The sequence below is a fragment of the uncultured Eubacterium sp. genome, assembly GCF_934295145.1.
In the GTDB taxonomy this organism is placed as follows: domain Bacteria; phylum Bacillota; class Clostridia; order Lachnospirales; family Lachnospiraceae; genus Eubacterium_I.
This window is the reverse complement of sequence record NZ_CAKRAS010000039.1, coordinates 1-16,375: the sequence shown is the minus strand read 5'-3', so window position 1 is coordinate 16,375 and position 16,375 is coordinate 1. Positions and strand designations below refer to the sequence as shown.

The following is a 16,375-nucleotide window of genomic DNA, read 5'->3' as shown; positions in this document are numbered from 1 at the left end:
GATGCAATAAGCTGGAATGGAGATTAAGAGAAGGAAGCATATTAGCAAATATATCAAAGTGCTAATCTGCTTCCTTTTATTATATATAACAACGTATCAAATCCAATGAAATACATTTGGGATAAGGAATTCAATGGCAAGTATAATGATAAAAATGATACGCTGCCAGTTTTTGGTTCTTTTGTAGCGGTTATAATCTTGCTCCGAGAACGGAATATTTTTTTTCAAAAGATGTATTTGTCTGGAGAAACTTGTGCGTCTGCGAATATATCGAAAGGTAAACCAGACAAAAAATGTAAGTGCTTCAACAATATAATAAGCAAGTGGATCATGGTAATAGAAGCACTGGACAACCGGAATTACACAAAAAAGAAGCAGACAAGTTAAATAGTCTAAAATTATCAAGCGATGCATTCGCTTGATATCCATGATTTCTGTAGCCGCTTCCGAGTGCAGATCCGGAGCATTCATATCTTCTGTGGCATAAATATCCGTGATGCGTGCATTACACACCTGATGCCAGCCCATATCTTCAATCAGACTTACCATGCCACCGACATCATCTGTCTTTGGCAGAGCGCAAATGCTCTGATACCGCATACGTGTCGGCTGCTTTTTTTTCAGTGATATAAATGGACCGAAAAAGCCATTGCTGCTTAAAATCAGCCCTTTGGAGGCCTGCTCTTCCAGCCAGTATGCCAGGTATTCTGTGTCATACCAGGAAAATGGACAGTATTTCCATACTTTTTTGTAGTCTCCTCACTCATTATAGTTTCCTCCGCTCTCAAATATGTCGAAGCAATTCCTGAAAGAACATGTTGATAAGAATTGCTGTCAGTCTTATGGTTGTTTGATCTGAATTATTTCATCAGACTATTTGCGTCTGCCAGACACTGTGTCAGACGTAATACTTCTGCCTGATAAATCTGTAATCCCTTCTCCGTCAGTGCATAAGTTCGTTTGCGGCCTTCTACTGCCGTTTCGTGAATCAGTTTTTCCTGTTCAAATTTTCCGAGAATCGTGTACAGAGTTGCCGGTCCGAGGTGAACCCGGTCTTTGGTCAGTTCCCGGATAAAATCGGTGATTTCCACACCACATTTTTCCCCCTGTGAAAAAGCCATCAGGACGTAAAACATAGATTCAGTTAAAGTTTCAAGCGCTTTTTTGGCCATATTTTGTCTCCGTTATCTTGTCAGTCTACTGCTGAAAAAACAGCAGATTTTTAAGTGCTATAGCAATATCAATAAACGATATCATTTATTGATATCAATATATGATATTAATAGAGAAATGTCAATAAGATTAATAAAAATAGTGTTGCAAAATTTTTGTGTAAATTTTTAGCAGAATAGACAGGTTAATTTGTGCTTGCAAATGACAGGATATTGACGCAGATTTTCCAAATGGGGTATACTGCTAGATAAGAGTATTAACGAATCGTGAATATTAGTTTTTGGGAAAGCAGGGGAATCGAATGCTTAATATTTATTATGGTGATATGCCACAGGCAATCTATAATACCGCAGTTTATTTTAAAAATACATATGAGGATGACTGGATTACGGACGAATTGTCCTGCCAGATGATACAGGACATTGATCATTCAACTGTTATGGGGGCACGGGTGATTGACAGCCCGATTCTTGGTGCGATCACACCCCGAGAGTTATCTGGTGGAGTTAAAACATTGATTTTGATTGCGCATGTTCCAGACAAAATTTTTAATGCATCAACCTGCGGAGATAATTGTGCGAAGTGGCTTCTCAAAATGGGCGAGCAAAGAGACGTTACGATAAATCTTCGCCATCTCATGGATTTTGGAAAGCAGGAGTTTGAAATTAATATATTGAATACAAATCAGGTTGTTCACAGTATGGCAGAACTGGTTCCAATTGCAGGAATGTTTGTGCATTAAGGAGGAAACCGGATGAAGGGCAGTTACAGGATTGTAGTTCAAAATGCAAAAGTCCGATATGATTTTGAAGTTCGGAGAAATATTACCGTAATTAAAGGGGACAGTGCCACAGGAAAGACAACTCTTGTGGAAATGATCAGGGAATATTATGAAGATGGTGAAGAAAGTGGTATTTCACTTTCCTGTGAAAAAGAGTGTGCTGTTTTGCAGGGAAGAGACTGGGAATCATTCTTAGAGAATAAGAAAGACTGTATCATTTTTATCGATGAAGGAAATCGTTTTGTACATTCCCGGGAGTTTGCAAGAGCGATTCAGAAAACGGATAATTATTACGTTATTGTGACGAGGGAAGGGCTTGTTAATCTTCCGTACAGTGCAGAGGAAATAAATTGGGAAAGCAGGGGAATCGAATGAAAGGACTGAATATACCTGTTGGTGTTTCTGATTTTGCGGAAATACGGCAGAACGGATATTATTATGTAGATAAAACAGGCTTGATCTGTGAATTACTGAAGACAACAGGTACAAAGGTGACTTTGATCACCCGCCCAAGGCGTTTTGGTAAAACACTTACGATGAGCATGCTGGATAATTTTTTCAATATCCAAAAGGATAGCAAATGTATATTTGCAGGGCTTGAAATAGCCGGACAGGATGTACTTTGCCATGAGTGGATGAATCGCTGGCCGGTGATATTTGTTACATTCAAGCAGGTGGATGGGCTGGATTTTGCAAGCGCGTATGAGATGCTGAAACAGGTAGTAGCTGATGTTTATAAAAAGCATTTGTACTTGCTGGAAAGCGAAAAAATAGCAGAGTTTGATAAAAAGATCATACGCCGCCTGGTAGAAAGAAAAGGAACTGATGCAGAGACAAAAAACAGCTTCGGTCTGCTTACAAATGCTATGCAGGCATATTATGGTCAGCAGGTCATTCTTCTGATGGATGAATACGATGTACCGGTGGCGAAAGCAAACAGCAATGGCTATTATACGGAAATGATGGATATGATGAAAGGAATCATGCAGCCGTTGAAAGATAATCCGGCGCTTCGTTTTGCGGTCATTACCGGATGTCTGAAAATTGCCAAAGAAAGTATATTTACCGGAACCAACAACTTTGTTTCTGATACGATTACGGATTCCAGATTAAATGGATATTTCGGCTTTACACAGAAAGAAGTGGATCGTATTTTACAGGATGCCGGTGCCGAAAAACAGGCGGAACTGGTAAAAATGTGGTACGATGGATATCATTTTGGTGAGTTTGATGTATATTGTCCATGGGATGTCATGAATTATCTGCGGGACTGGCAGTATAATCCGAATGTAAAGCCGGTGGGATATTGGAAAAATACCAGCGATAATGCAATTATCCGTTCATTTATTGATTATGCGGGCAGTGCAATTACGAAGAAGCTGGAGATATTGTTGTCGGGTGGTTACATTGTGCAGCAGATTGATGAAAACCTGACGTATGATTACCTGCATTCATTAGAGGATAATCTGTGGAGCATCTTGTATCTGACGGGATATCTGACCAGAATTCGTAAACCGGAGCTGAACCAGAAAATTCCGAATGGTGCGGAAGCACTCATAATTCCAAATGCAGAGATTCGTGAAATATTTGAAACTACGATTATGAAGTGGTTTCAGGAAAGTGCCAGAGTCTGGGAGCGTCAGAAGCTGTTTGCTGCGGTCTGGTGTGGAGACGGAGAAACGATCACGCAGGAAATGAATCGGCTTTTGCGGAAAACCATCAGCTATCATGACTATAAAGAAGATTTTTATCATGCATTTCTGGCGGGAATTTTTGCCGGTGCAGGTTATATGGTGGAATCCAATCGGGAGCATGGCGAAGGACGAAGTGATGTGGTAGTCAGTGATCCTACGGAGGCCAGAGTCGCGATTTTTGAAGTAAAATATTCTCAAAAAATGGATGAAATGGAACACGATTGTGATGCGGCTTTGCACCAGATTGATGATCGGATGTACGCTGTGGAATACGAAGATGATTATGATCAGATTTTGTGTTATGGTATTTCGTTTTATAAAAAACGCTGCCTGATCCGAAAAAAATAAAACCACAAAACAATACGTGAAAAGAGAGAAAACACAATGAACTTAGCAAGAAAGAACATAAAATGCATTGCTTTTGACTTGGATCATACGGTGATCAATTCCGATGGGACAATGTCGGATGCTACGCGGACAGCAATTGAGAAGGCAATTACAGATGGAATCGAGATTGTGCCGGTGAGCGGCCGTGCGTTTGCAACATTTCCGGAAGACATTTGCCGGATTGAGGGCATTTCATATGCAGTGACTTCCAACGGAGCTGCGATTTACAATAAGAAAACAGGGGAGCGCATTCACGGAGTGGCCATTGATCCAGCGGATTTACATAGTATATTAGATGCATTTGATTCGTATTTTCAAAATGGTCAGATTGCTTACGAGGCTTTCGTGGATGGCGTGGCGTATGGTGACAGTAACTATGTGAAAAATCCAAATGCCTTCGGTGTGCCGCAGGGAAATGTGGCATATGTGCAGAGCACCCGAAAGCCAATAGATGATATCATTACATTTATGGTGGAGCATGAAACGGATTTGGACAGTCTGGATATCGTAGCGGCAGACCCTGTGCTTTATCAAAAAATTGAAGATCGGATTCCGCTCATTACCAAAGCGGTATACACTACATCAGCGGTATCTTACCGCTTAGAAATCTCACATAAAAATTCCGGGAAAGCAACTGGTCTTGCTTATGTGCTGAATCTGCTTGACATTATGCCGGAAGAAACAGTTGCATTTGGTGATGGGGACAATGATGCGGAAATGCTGGAGTTCGCAGGTCTTGGCGTGGCTATGGAAAATGCGACGAAAAATTGTAAAGCCGCTGCGGATACGGTTTGTGATCGTTGTGAAAATGATGGGGTGGCGCGTTTTTTCCGGGAGTCTGTTGGCATTTTTGCAGTAAATGGGAACTGAAATGAGACAACCGAGTGCGAAACGGTAGGGTAATTTTCGTTATCGAAGCGAGCATAGCCCGCCTCCGGGAGTGTGTTTGAGCCGACAGCTGATTTTGCTGTGGCGAGTTCGCGGGAGGAGGCGGAGATAAGCGGCGCAGCGTAGATAGAAAATTGCCCGTGTTTGCAATCGGTTGTCTCATTCAGTTCCTTTATAAAAAATTAAAAATATCCACAAAATGTGGTCATAACCACGGAATTTTCCAGAAAAACAATGTATGCTAAGTACAGCTTACGAAAGAGAACAACTTCAAAAGCACAAAAGAAAAATTTGAAAATTGTAAAAAACAAAAATAAAACCACAAAAAGCGAGGAACAAATTTATGGTAAGAAGAGTAATTCATATTGATGAAGAAAAATGTAACGGCTGCGGTGCATGTGCAAATGCCTGTCATGAAGGTGCCATCGGCATGGTAGACGGAAAAGCTAAACTGCTCCGTGATGACTATTGTGACGGTCTTGGTGACTGTCTGCCAACCTGTCCGACAAATGCAATTACATTCGTGGAGCGTGAGGCTGCCGCATACGATGAGGCCGCCGTTCTGGCAAACAAAGCGAAAAAAGAAGCAGAAAAAGCAAAAGCAGCAGGAACATCTGCACCGACACAGGCTCCGATGGCTGGCGGATGTCCGGGCACACGGATGCGTATGCTGAACCAGCGTCTGGAAGAAACTGAGGACAGCACACCGGCTGCACTGCAGCAGAGTGTATCCCGTCTGGGACAGTGGCCGTGCCAGATCAAACTGGTAGCTCCGAATGCACCGTATTTCAATGGCGCAAAATTACTGATCGCAGCAGATTGTACCGCTTATGCCTATGCGCGGATGCACGAAGATTTCATGAAAGGCAAAGTAACACTGATCGGCTGCCCGAAATTGGATGACATTGATTATAGCGAAAAGCTGACAACCATCATTTCCAATAATGATATTAAGAGTGTGACCATTGTTCGTATGGAAGTTCCGTGTTGTGGAGGTTTGGAGTTCGCAGCAAAGAAAGCATTGCAGGCAAGCGGTAAATTCATTCCGTGGCAGGTAGTGACGATCTCCATTGACGGAAATATTCTGGAGTAGAAAACTTATGATCTGGTTTATCATTGCAACACTGGTTGCATTTTTTATCAAGGGACTATGCGGCTTTGCAAATACCTTGATTTTTAATGGAATTTTAAGCTACACGGCAAACAACATCAACATTTCACCACAGGAATCCTGACGCTTGCGGTGCTCAAGCAGGTTGTGATCCTGATTCCATTTATGCTGGCAGCGGTATTCCTTGGAATGAAGGGCAGTTCGGTTCTGAATGAAAAAGTCATTAAGAAGATCGTGATCGTTCTGCTGATTCTGTCTGGAATTGTGCTGATTATCAATAATCTGTAACTATTCAGATAATCTTACGTTTTTTCAAAATCCAGAACTCCACGGCGATCACGCCGAGACTGATGGCGATGATCAGCGGATAACCAAAACGGGCATCCAGCTCCGGCATGTGCGAAAAATTCATGCCATACCAGCCGGTGATGACGGTGAGAGGGAAAAAGACAGAAGTCAGAACCGTCATCAGCTGCATGGTTTTATTCTGCTTATGATCGGACTGCGCCTGTTCAAAATCCCGCAGGGTCTGGCAGTAATCGATGGATTGCTGCGCCACCTGCTGGAGACGGCAGGCCCGGTCGCCGATGAGCTGAAGCAGCTGCAGCCGTTCCAGGTCGAAATAATTTCGGACGTTGCCCTGCAGCTGTCCGGCCATATCGTCAATCTGTTCATAATAATTGCGCAGGCGGGTCAGTTCCCGCCTGTTTTTTAATAACCGGGGCATCAGGTCATGGATATTGCCCCGCATGGCATTTTCTTCCAGCAAAAACAGTTTGCGCTCATAGGATTCTAAAAGTTCCATATCATTGGTCAGAAATTCTGAGAAAAATCCATACAAAAACAATTCCGGAGACATTTCCTGACTTTCGTAACGATGGATCATCGTCTCAATGATGCGGTCAGGCACGGAATCATCCGATACAAATACAATACAGGCTTCATTCATATAAAACGTAAAGCAGAATGGCGTTTCTAACAGGTGCTTTCGGTTGGGAATACACAGACTGCCGGAGATATAGCGGGGATAGATCTCTGCCTTACAGCTGCGGATGATGGTGTTTTCCAGGCCTGCATAGGATGGAAACCGCAGGGAAGTTTTCTGTTCATCCCACTGCGTGGGAGATAAGGTCAGTACGGTTTCGATGCAGGCGGGAGCGCCTGAAGTTGTATTATTTATTTTTCTCAATCGTTCATGTAATGTGTAATACATAAAAAACTCCTTTTTCATAGAATGCCCTGAAATTACAGAATTTATCAGTGCTTTTCGACGAAAACCATTGCATATTTACCCAGATTCGGTATAATTAAATAATGGCGTATCAAAATGCCATTTCTATAAATTTGGAGGAAATACATGTCACAAGCAGTAGTCATAAAAAGCAACAAATATGGAATTAATCTGATCCTGGACAAAAACATGCCGTTTCAGGAACTGCTGACAGCCATCAAAGAGAAATTTCTGGAGTCTGAGAAGTTTTTCAAAGATGCAAAAATGGCAATTTCATTTGAGGGACGTGCACTGACACAGGAAGAAGAGTACCAGATTATAGAGACCATTACAGAGAATACAAGTATATCGATCATCTGTATTGTGGATAATGATGAGTCCCATGCGGACATGGTAAAGCAGCAGATCGATGCTTACTATGATTCCGTGGCTGGAAGAGAAGGCGAGTTTTACCGTGGAACACTTCGTTCCGGACAGGTGCTGGAGAGTGTATCCAGTGTGGTGATCGTCGGTGATGTCAACCCGGGAGCAAAAATTATCTCACAGGGCAATATCGTAGTGCTTGGAGCTCTGAAAGGCAATGCCTATGCGGGAGCAGCCGGAGACAACAACTGTTTTATCGTGGCGCTTGAGATGGACCCGATCCAGATTCAGATCGGTGACATTCTGGCCAAGAGCCCGGATAACAAGAAGATGAAACCGCGCAGACTGCGCCGCAAAGAAAAAAATCCGGTGTCGGCAGAAGCCCAGATCGCTGTAGCGAAAGGCGGAAATATTTACATAGAGCCGATCACCCGTGGAAGTTTGATGGATTACACCAAGTAAAAGTATGGAGGACTGGATGCAATGAGTGAAGTAATTGTTATTACATCAGGAAAAGGTGGTGTTGGTAAGACAACCACTACCGCAAATGTGGGTACAGGACTTGCCCAACTGAACAAAAAAGTCATACTGATCGATACCGATATCGGACTTCGTAACCTGGATGTGGTTATGGGACTCGAGAATCGTATCGTATACAACCTGGTAGATGTTGTAGAAGGAAACTGCAAGATCAAACAGGCGCTGATCAAAGATAAAAAATATCCGGAATTATACCTGCTTCCGTCTGCACAGACGAGAGACAAGACATCCGTTACTCCGGAGCAGATGAAAAAGCTGACGGACGAGCTGCGTGAGGAGTTTGATTACATCCTTCTTGATTGCCCGGCTGGTATCGAGCAGGGATTTAAAAATGCCATCGCAGGTGCTGACAGAGCAATCGTTGTAACAACACCTGAAGTATCCGCAATCCGTGATGCTGACCGTATCATCGGACTTCTTGAGGCAAATGAGGTTCAGAAGACAGAGCTGATCGTAAACCGTCTGCGTATGGACATGGTAAAACGCGGCGACATGATGTCTGTAGAAGATGTATGTGATATCCTTGCAATCCCGCTGCTTGGTGCAGTTCCGGATGATGAGCATATCGTTATCTCTACAAACCAGGGTGAGCCGCTGGTAGGAAGCGATTGTCTGGCTGGACAGGCTTACTCCAATATCTGCAGAAGAATTCTCGGAGAGACAGTAGAATTTTTAAATCTGGAAGAGAAACAGACCGTATTTGACAAGCTGAAAAACTTGTTCAAGAAGAACTAGGAGGGCTTTTACTATGGGATTTATGGATTTTTTCAAAAGAAAAAGTTCCGGGGATGTAGCGAAAGACCGCCTGAAATTATTACTGGTGTCAGATCGGGCAAATTGTTCACCGGATGTGATGGAGCTGATCAAGAACGATATCATTAAAGTCATTTCCAAATATATGGAGATTGACGCAGAGGGTCTGGACATTCAGATCACCCAGACAGAATCCGATACAGGAAACGGCACAGTTCCGGCTCTGTATGCAAATATTCCGATTCGTGATATGCATCATTCACCGAAGAAAGAAGAAAAATAAAAACAGAATCGTGTACGGTTTTGGATCAAAGGGCATTTTCCGGGAGATTATTTCGGAGAATGTCCTTTTTTGGGGGAGAATTTGATAAAAACCTACTTAGTTACTGTGAAAAATAGACAAAAACAAATCAGCAGATTCTTGTGAAAAGTCACAAATTTTTTGAAAATACATACGATTCACTGACTTCTTTTGCGAAAATGTGGTATACTTCATATAACAATTATTAAAAAAGAAAAATGTAGAGATAATTTATTCCCACTTCCTACTTTTTAAGGGAGTGGAAGCCCCAGGTTAACGAAAGGAGCGTTGTATATGTTTAAAAAAGGGGAATATGTGGTATATGGAAGCAAAGGAGTCTGCCGGATACAGGATATTACAAATTTAGATATTCCAGGTGCCGATCAGAAACGGTTATATTATATTATGCATCCGGTGCAGAACAGTGAGCAGACCGTGTATCTGCCGACGGACAGTACAAAGGCGGTCATCCGCCGGGTGATGACAAAGGAAGAGGCCAACCGGTTGATTCATGAGATCCCATCCATTGAGAATCTGGAGGTGCCGAATGAAAAACAGCGGGAGGCCAGCTACAAACAGGCCTTACATGAATGCAGTGGACAAGCCTGGATCAGTATTTTAAAGACATTGAACCAGAGAAAAGAAGAACGTCTGGCAGCGGGCAAAAAAGTGACAGCACTGGATGAACGTTATCTGAGAGTGACGGAACAGGAATTGTACGGAGAACTTTCCGTGGTATTGGGAATTGAGAAGGAACACATGCACGATTACATTCAGGAGCAGATTGCAGCTTTGTAAAAAATCGTGTTACATTGAAATAAGATATGGAACAAGATAGAAAGATAAAGTCGAAACGTGGCTTTATCTTTTTTATATTGTTTACAAACTTTCCTTTACAGATAAAAAGTGCTATACTGTCATAGATAATGTCTTTTGGTCAGTCCAAAGGCAAAAGATTTTTTCAAAGGAGTACATAGTTAATGGGACAGAAAACAAAAGAAAGTTTTTTTACCAAGGATCCGACATTTTACCGGACCTTATTCCCGCTTTTGATTACCGTTGCATTACAGAATATAGTAGCTTACAGCGTAAATATGGCAGATAACATCATGCTTGGCAGCTACAGTCAGAATGCATTATCAGGAGCGGCGACTGTCAATCAGATTTTTTTCATGGTACAGCAGATCACCCTTGGAATAGGTGAAGGATTTGTCGTTTTAGGCGCTCAGTACTGGGGCCAGGGAAGGATGCAGCCAATCCGCAAGCTGACCGGTATCGCATTAAAACTCGGTCTGATCTGTGGCATCATCATGATCCTGATCTGTGCATTTATTCCGCATCTGGTAATTTCAATTTTTACCAATGATCCGGAAATTATTGCAGAGGGCGTATCGTACCTTGGAATCATCAAGTATACTTTCCTGCTGTTTATCATCACAAATGTGCTGATGGCGGCACTGCGTAGCGTGGAGACGGTAAAGATTTCTTTCTACATATCCATTGTTTCTCTGATCGTGAACGTGGGAATCAACTATGTGTTGATCTTTGGACGTTTTGGCGCGCCGGAGCTCGGTATCCGCGGTGCAGCCATCGGAACACTGATCGCACGTATTGTAGAACTGGGCATTGTTGTTGTATACATGCTGAAATTTGATAAAAAATTAAAATTATTCAGTGAAAACTTCCTGCAATCTGACGCAGGATTACGGCGTGATTATACAAAAGTAGAGATTCCGGTTATGCTCTCACAGATTCTGTGGGCAATTTCCGTGCCGTTCCAGACCGCAATCCTGGGACATCTTTCTTCCGATGCCATCGCAGCAAACTCCGTGGCTACCACATTTTATCAGTATCTGAAAGTAGTTGTTGTGGCGATGTCATCATCCTCTGCGGTTATGATCGGAGCAGCCGTTGGCCGTGGCGATATGAAACGGATCAAATCCGATGCCCGTACTCTGGCAGTGATCGACGTGCTGATCGGAGCAGCCCTCGGTATTGCATTGTTTTTACTGAGAAAACCGCTGTTGACACTGTACAACCTGAATGATTCTGCGCTGGTTATGGCAGATCAGCTGATCATTGTCATGAGCTTTATCATGGTGGGAATGTCCTACCAGATGCCGGTAAGTATGGGAATCATCCGAGGCGGTGGTGACACGAAGTTTACAATGCTCATGAATATAATCAGTACATGGGCCATCGTAATTCCGCTGTCTGTCATGAGTGCGTTCTGGTGGCACTGGTCTGTTGTGGGCGTTGTTATTATGATCCAGTCCGATCAGGTATTTAAAGGACTGCCGACATTTATTCATTTCCGAAGCTACAAGTGGGTGAAAAAACTGACGCGTGAAGATGCGTAAAAAGAGGGATTAAGAGAATCTTAAAGTGATACTTCACAATAATTTAAGAACTAATTCATGACAGATATGGTACAATAAGCAAAGACAGTATAGACTTGCAGAGATGCAAGCTGATCATTGAGTCTGAGTGGTTGATATGGTATAAAAAGGTTTGTTTCAAAAATCGATGTGATACAGAAATCCCCGAAAGGAGTAAACGTATGGCAACAAAAAAGAAAAAAATACGATCACATGTAAAACGTGTGAAGTTACAGCAGAAAAAAGATCCGGTTTCATCGGAAAAATATCATAAGCGGCTGAAAGTAGCCCGCAGAAAAGATTTCTTCCGCAGATTGCGGAATGTGCTGATCGTTCTGGTTATTGCATTTCTGGCATTATTTGCTGCCGGAAATTTTATGCTGAAAAAGGCAACCGGGCAGAATCTGTTCCAGATTGCGAAAGAAGCAAAGCAATTGGTAGATGACAGTACACCGGAGACGTTCCGACTGGCACAGACATCGTATATTTACAGTGCGGACGGCACGCAGTTGGCGGCACTGGCAGAAGACGAGGATGCTACTTATCTGGAGTATAAGGATATTCCGGCAGATGTGGTAAACGCATTTGTGGCTGTTGAGGACCGTACCTTCTGGCAGAACAATGGTGTGGATTTGAAAGGAATTGCGAGGGTTTGTCTGAATTATGTGAGAACGCGAGGTCAGGTGGCGGAAGGCGCAAGTACGATTACGCAGCAGCTGGCGCGTGGTACCTTCCTTTCCAATGAAAAGACCATGTCACGTAAGATCAAAGAGATCTTCATTGCCCGTGAATTGACGAAAAAGTACAGCAAAGAGCAGATCATGGAGTTTTATTGTAACAGCTGTTGTTTTGCAAATGGTATTTACGGCGTGGAGGATGCCTCAAAGAAGTATTTTGGGGTGGATGTCAATGATCTGACTCTGTCCCAGACCGCTTATATCTGTGCGATCCCGAACCGGCCGGAGTATTATAATCCGTTGAAAAACAGTGAGAATGCTATCACACGTCGCGATAAGATTCTGGAAGATATGTATGAGTGTGGTTATATTACAAAAGATGCTGGAGAAGGAGCTCTGGCAGAAACAATCCAGGTAGCGGCAGTCAGCGATGAAGAGACTAAATTTTATAATTATGAAGTAACCTACGCGATTGATTGCACGGTGCGTTATCTGATGAAACTGGATGGATTTGAATTCCAGTATCATTTTGATAAGGAGAAAGATTATACAGAGTATTATAACAATTATGATGAGGCTTATAAGCAGGCGAAACATAAGCTGTACACCGGCGGTTACAAGATCACCACGACGATGGATCTGAAAGCCCAGAAAAATCTGCAGACAATTCTGGATAAAGAACTGGCGTTTAACACTGATTTAAAAGAAGGTTCTGATGTCTATGGATTCCAGGGAGCACTGACGGTTATCGATAACGAGACCGGAAAAGTAGTAGCCATGATCGGCGGACGTTCCCAGGATGCAATCTCACAGACGTATTCATTAAACCGTGGATATCAAAGTTATGCTCAGCCAGGAAGTTCTGTTAAGCCACTGATTGTCTATACACCGGCGTTGGAGCAGGGATATGATGCAAATTCCACGTTGCAGGAGATCAGTGTGGACAAGGCAAAAACTAGTACTTCCGCAGAAATCAAGAAAATGACCGGTGAGAAATTTACATTACGCCGTGCAGTGGAAAAGAGTAAAAATGGATGTGCGTATTCTCTGTATAATGAGATTACCCCAAAAGTGGGACTTTCTTATCTGGAAAACATGAACTTTTCGAGAATTGTTCCAAAGGACTATACGCTGAGTTCCGGACTTGGCGGTATGACACAGGGTGTTACGAATGTAGAAATGGCAAATGCATACGCAACCTTGGCAAATCATGGAAAATACACACAGACAGACTGTATTTCTTCGATTCTGGATGCAGATGGTAATGAGATTTATGAAGAGCCGGAAAGCAAGCAGGTATATGAGAAATCAGCTGCTGATCAGATGACAGATATTTTGAAAGGTGTACTTACGGCCAGTGGAGCAACTGCGCAGAAACTGAACTGGTACAGCTCTACTGATATCGAAGCAGCCGGAAAAACAGGTACTACAAATAACAACAAAGCAGCGTATTTCTGCGGATACACACCATATTATACCATTGCGGTATGGGTAGGTTACGATCAGCCGCAATATGTAAAAGGACTGAGTGGTGGAACTTATCCTGCATACATCTGGAAAAATGCGATGCTGTATATGATCGATGGTCTGGATACAAAAGAATTTGATCTGGAAGGAATTTCCGGTTCCAAACACAAGGATCTGGTATCGGATGAGGAAGATCAGACTGTGGATGAAAACACAGATCAGACCACAGACGAGACAACGGATCAGCAGACACCGGAGGATCAGACAACCACGGATAATACACAGACACCGGATTCCATTGATGGAGATGTACCGAGTGACACAGAGGATATTTCCGGTGGAAATATTTCTTCCAATCCGTCATCAGGTGACAATGGAGCAGGAACCGGTTCTGACAGTTCCAATACAGGTAATACGGGAAATACCGGTGACACAGGAAATACTGGTGGAAGTACCACGGGTGAGGAAACGACAGTACAATAAATAGACAGTAAAAATGTTCAGCAGCGAATATTCAGGATTCGCTGCTGAATGTGTATGTGGAGGATAAATGTAATGGAAGAAATTTATCAGGTAAAACATATTACGGGTCCTGTAAACTGGGAGACCGATGTGCCGGGATCCAAAAGTATTACAAACAGAGCACTGCTTCTGGCGGCACTCTGTGACGGGCCGGTGCAGTTAAACGGAGTTCTGTTCAGTGATGATTCCAGGCACTTTTTAAGTTCCCTGCAGTCTCTGGGATATGAAGTACAGATTGACGAGCCGAAGGCAGCGATACAGGTAAATGGAAATGGCGGCGTTCTCCCGGCGCATTCTGGTGAAATTCATGTGGGAAGTGCAGGAACGGCGGCACGCTTCCTGACAGCAATGCTTGGGGTATCAGAAGGAAGCTTTGTCATCAATGCGTCCGAGCAGATGCAGAAACGTCCGATGCAGCCACTTTTTGAAGCATTGATCGCACTGGGAGTTTCCGTGGAATGGCTGGGGGAAACCTGGCATCTTCCAGTCCGCATCACAGGTGCAGGAGCTCAGATCCGAAACATGGAGCAGGAAGCGGTTCTGAACCTTGATATCAGTACAAGTACACAGTTTTTGAGTGCGTTTCTGCTGATCGCCCCTATGTTTCCACATGGTCTGAAAATCCACATTACCAGTGAGAAAAAAGACGGTTCTTATATCCGCATCACACGGAAAATGATGCAGGAATTTGGTGTGGAAGCAGCTTTTGACAGCTGTAATTATACTGTGGCACCGTCCAACGGGTATCAGAGATCGCGGTATCAGATTGAACCGGATGTGTCCGGGGCCTGCTATTTTTATGCGGCGGCAGCCATGACTGGCGGCACCGCAAAAGTACATTATGTACATTGGGACAGCATGCAGGGTGATATGAAATTCCTTCATCTGCTGGAACAGATGGGATGTACACTGACAGAAGAATCCGATGGTATCCGGCTGACAGGTCCGTCCGATGGATTAAAAGGTCTGGAAGTGAACATGAACGATTTTTCCGATCAGGCACTAACCTTAGCAGCTATCGCACCATATGCATCTTCAGATGTAAAAATTACGCATATTGGACATATCCGTGGACAGGAATGCGACCGCCTGCATGCAATCGTGACAAACCTACGAAATGCCGGAATTATCTGCGAGGAAGGGGAAGACTGGGTGTGCATCCATCCGGGAAAACCACAGCCCTGCCAGATCGAGACCTTTGACGATCACCGGGTGGCCATGGCCTTCACTGTTATGGGATTGGGCTGCGATGGAATTGAAATCCTAAATCCGGGATGCTGCAAAAAAACGTTTGAAAATTATTTTGATGTGTTAGATGAATTGTTAATTTGTTGACAGAATCTGGGAATGGGTGTACAATTCAAAACGATATAGAAAAATATAGTTCTAAATAATATCGACAGTAATTCAAAATCAGGTATTATGAATTGGCTACGGTGACAATGATGCATGCGTGCCGAAAAATGTCAGAGGAGGACAAGAATCATGGCAAGAAGAAAGACATCAAATGTACATACAACAAAGACAACGAATACAACAAATACAGCAGCTCAGAAAGTTGAGGCAGCAAAAGCTGTCGTAGAGAAAGCAGTTGAGGAAAAGGCAGCAGAAGTGAAAGAAGCTGTAAAAGAGACAGCAGCAAAAGCTGAAGAGAAAGTTGAAAAAGCAGCAGAGACAGTTGCAGAAGTAAAAGAAGCTGCAAAAGAGACTGCAGAGAAAGCAGTAGAGACAGCAAAAGAAACAGCTGAGAAAACAGCAGAAGCAGCAAAAACAACTGCAAAGAAGACAGCAGCAAAAGCAAAAACAACTACAACAAAAAAAGCTGCAACAGCAAAGAAAACCGTAAAAGAAAAAGCGGATGCTGTAAAAACAGAGACAAAGAGAAAAGTAACAAGAAAACCGACCAAAAAGATCGTATTACAGTATCTTGGTAAAGAGTTTGATGAGGCTGAATTAACAGAGCGCGCAATTGCACAGTTCAACTCCGTAGAGGGTGGCGTAGCAGTAAAAACAATTACTATGTATCTGAAACCGGAAGAAGATGCAGCTTACTATGTAATCAATGACCAGTACACTGGCCGTGTAGATTTTTAAATTCTTGTTTAGGGT

At 43.1% G+C, this 16,375-nt stretch carries 18 protein-coding genes; 15 read left to right on the top strand and 3 right to left on the bottom strand.

Features of this window, described 5'->3' with window-relative positions; translation table 11 throughout:
• Window positions 1–96: 96 nt before the first annotated feature.
• Together Q0I54_RS09010 and Q0I54_RS09005 are read right to left on the bottom strand one after the other, a co-directional pair.
• Window positions 97–690 (bottom strand): DUF2812 domain-containing protein, encoded by a 594-nt coding sequence (locus Q0I54_RS09010; RefSeq protein ID WP_296118137.1) that lies wholly within the window; start codon window positions 688–690, stop codon window positions 97–99.
• A gap of 170 nt (window positions 691–860) precedes the next feature.
• Window positions 861–1,172, bottom strand: coding sequence for a PadR family transcriptional regulator (locus Q0I54_RS09005; RefSeq protein ID WP_296118115.1), 312 nt, complete (start codon window positions 1,170–1,172; stop codon window positions 861–863).
• Window positions 1,173–1,474: 302 nt separating this feature from the next.
• On the opposite strand from Q0I54_RS09005, the gene Q0I54_RS09000 reads away from it, so the two are divergent.
• The 7 genes from Q0I54_RS09000 to Q0I54_RS08970 all read left to right on the top strand — a co-directional run bounded on the left by Q0I54_RS09000 (window position 1,475) and on the right by Q0I54_RS08970 (window position 6,322).
• Complete coding sequence (locus Q0I54_RS09000) at window positions 1,475–1,915, top strand: DUF4869 domain-containing protein (protein WP_296118114.1); 441 nt, start codon at window positions 1,475–1,477, stop codon at window positions 1,913–1,915.
• 12 nt (window positions 1,916–1,927) lie between these two features.
• Window positions 1,928–2,329 carry an AAA family ATPase gene (locus Q0I54_RS08995; RefSeq protein WP_296118112.1) on the top strand — a complete coding sequence of 134 codons (402 nt, stop codon included), beginning with the start codon at window positions 1,928–1,930 and terminating at the stop codon, window positions 2,327–2,329.
• The gene (locus Q0I54_RS08990; RefSeq protein WP_296118110.1) at window positions 2,326–3,996 is read left to right on the top strand and encodes an AAA family ATPase; all 1,671 of its coding nucleotides are present in this window, start codon (window positions 2,326–2,328) and stop codon (window positions 3,994–3,996) included. The genes Q0I54_RS08995 and Q0I54_RS08990 overlap by 4 nt, the downstream gene beginning before the upstream one ends.
• 36 nt (window positions 3,997–4,032) lie before the next feature.
• The gene (locus Q0I54_RS08985; protein ID WP_296118109.1) at window positions 4,033–4,905 is read left to right on the top strand and encodes a Cof-type HAD-IIB family hydrolase; all 873 of its coding nucleotides are present in this window, start codon (window positions 4,033–4,035) and stop codon (window positions 4,903–4,905) included.
• 361 nt (window positions 4,906–5,266) lie between these two features.
• Window positions 5,267–6,016: an ATP-binding protein gene (locus tag Q0I54_RS08980; protein ID WP_296118108.1), complete on the top strand. Its 750-nt coding sequence runs from the start codon at window positions 5,267–5,269 to the stop codon at window positions 6,014–6,016.
• A gap of 7 nt (window positions 6,017–6,023) precedes the next feature.
• A complete protein-coding gene (locus Q0I54_RS08975) occupies window positions 6,024–6,158 on the top strand; it encodes a hypothetical protein (RefSeq protein ID WP_296118107.1) in 135 nt (44 codons plus the stop codon).
• Window positions 6,159–6,166: 8 nt separating this feature from the next.
• Window positions 6,167–6,322 (top strand): hypothetical protein, encoded by a 156-nt coding sequence (locus Q0I54_RS08970; RefSeq protein ID WP_296118105.1) that lies wholly within the window; start codon window positions 6,167–6,169, stop codon window positions 6,320–6,322.
• Between the two features lie 4 nt (window positions 6,323–6,326).
• Here Q0I54_RS08970 and Q0I54_RS08965 read toward each other — a convergent pair whose 3' ends face one another.
• Window positions 6,327–7,247: a CorA family divalent cation transporter gene (locus Q0I54_RS08965; RefSeq protein WP_296118104.1), complete on the bottom strand. Its 921-nt coding sequence runs from the start codon at window positions 7,245–7,247 to the stop codon at window positions 6,327–6,329.
• Between the two features lie 144 nt (window positions 7,248–7,391).
• Between Q0I54_RS08965 and minC the strand changes: the two genes are divergently transcribed.
• The 8 genes from minC to Q0I54_RS08925 all read left to right on the top strand — a co-directional run bounded on the left by minC (window position 7,392) and on the right by Q0I54_RS08925 (window position 16,360).
• Window positions 7,392–8,090, top strand: a complete 699-nt coding sequence (minC, locus tag Q0I54_RS08960) for a septum site-determining protein MinC (RefSeq protein WP_296118103.1) — start codon at window positions 7,392–7,394, stop codon at window positions 8,088–8,090.
• A gap of 21 nt (window positions 8,091–8,111) precedes the next feature.
• Window positions 8,112–8,903 (top strand): septum site-determining protein MinD, encoded by a 792-nt coding sequence (gene minD, locus Q0I54_RS08955; RefSeq protein WP_296118102.1) that lies wholly within the window; start codon window positions 8,112–8,114, stop codon window positions 8,901–8,903.
• A gap of 13 nt (window positions 8,904–8,916) precedes the next feature.
• Window positions 8,917–9,204 (top strand): cell division topological specificity factor MinE, encoded by a 288-nt coding sequence (gene minE, locus Q0I54_RS08950; RefSeq protein WP_109216737.1) that lies wholly within the window; start codon window positions 8,917–8,919, stop codon window positions 9,202–9,204.
• A 312-nt stretch (window positions 9,205–9,516) separates the two neighbouring features.
• A complete protein-coding gene (locus tag Q0I54_RS08945; RefSeq protein WP_296118101.1) occupies window positions 9,517–10,020 on the top strand; it encodes a CarD family transcriptional regulator in 504 nt (167 codons plus the stop codon).
• Between the two features lie 182 nt (window positions 10,021–10,202).
• On the top strand, window positions 10,203–11,582 hold the full coding sequence (locus tag Q0I54_RS08940; RefSeq protein ID WP_296118099.1) for an MATE family efflux transporter: 1,380 nt from the start codon (window positions 10,203–10,205) through the stop codon (window positions 11,580–11,582).
• 200 nt (window positions 11,583–11,782) lie between these two features.
• Window positions 11,783–14,227: a transglycosylase domain-containing protein gene (locus tag Q0I54_RS08935; RefSeq protein ID WP_296118098.1), complete on the top strand. Its 2,445-nt coding sequence runs from the start codon at window positions 11,783–11,785 to the stop codon at window positions 14,225–14,227.
• A gap of 72 nt (window positions 14,228–14,299) precedes the next feature.
• Complete coding sequence (gene aroA, locus Q0I54_RS08930) at window positions 14,300–15,601, top strand: 3-phosphoshikimate 1-carboxyvinyltransferase (RefSeq protein WP_296118097.1); 1,302 nt, start codon at window positions 14,300–14,302, stop codon at window positions 15,599–15,601.
• 150 nt (window positions 15,602–15,751) lie between these two features.
• Window positions 15,752–16,360 carry a DUF6465 family protein gene (locus Q0I54_RS08925; protein ID WP_296118095.1) on the top strand — a complete coding sequence of 203 codons (609 nt, stop codon included), beginning with the start codon at window positions 15,752–15,754 and terminating at the stop codon, window positions 16,358–16,360.
• Window positions 16,361–16,375: the final 15 nt, after the last annotated feature.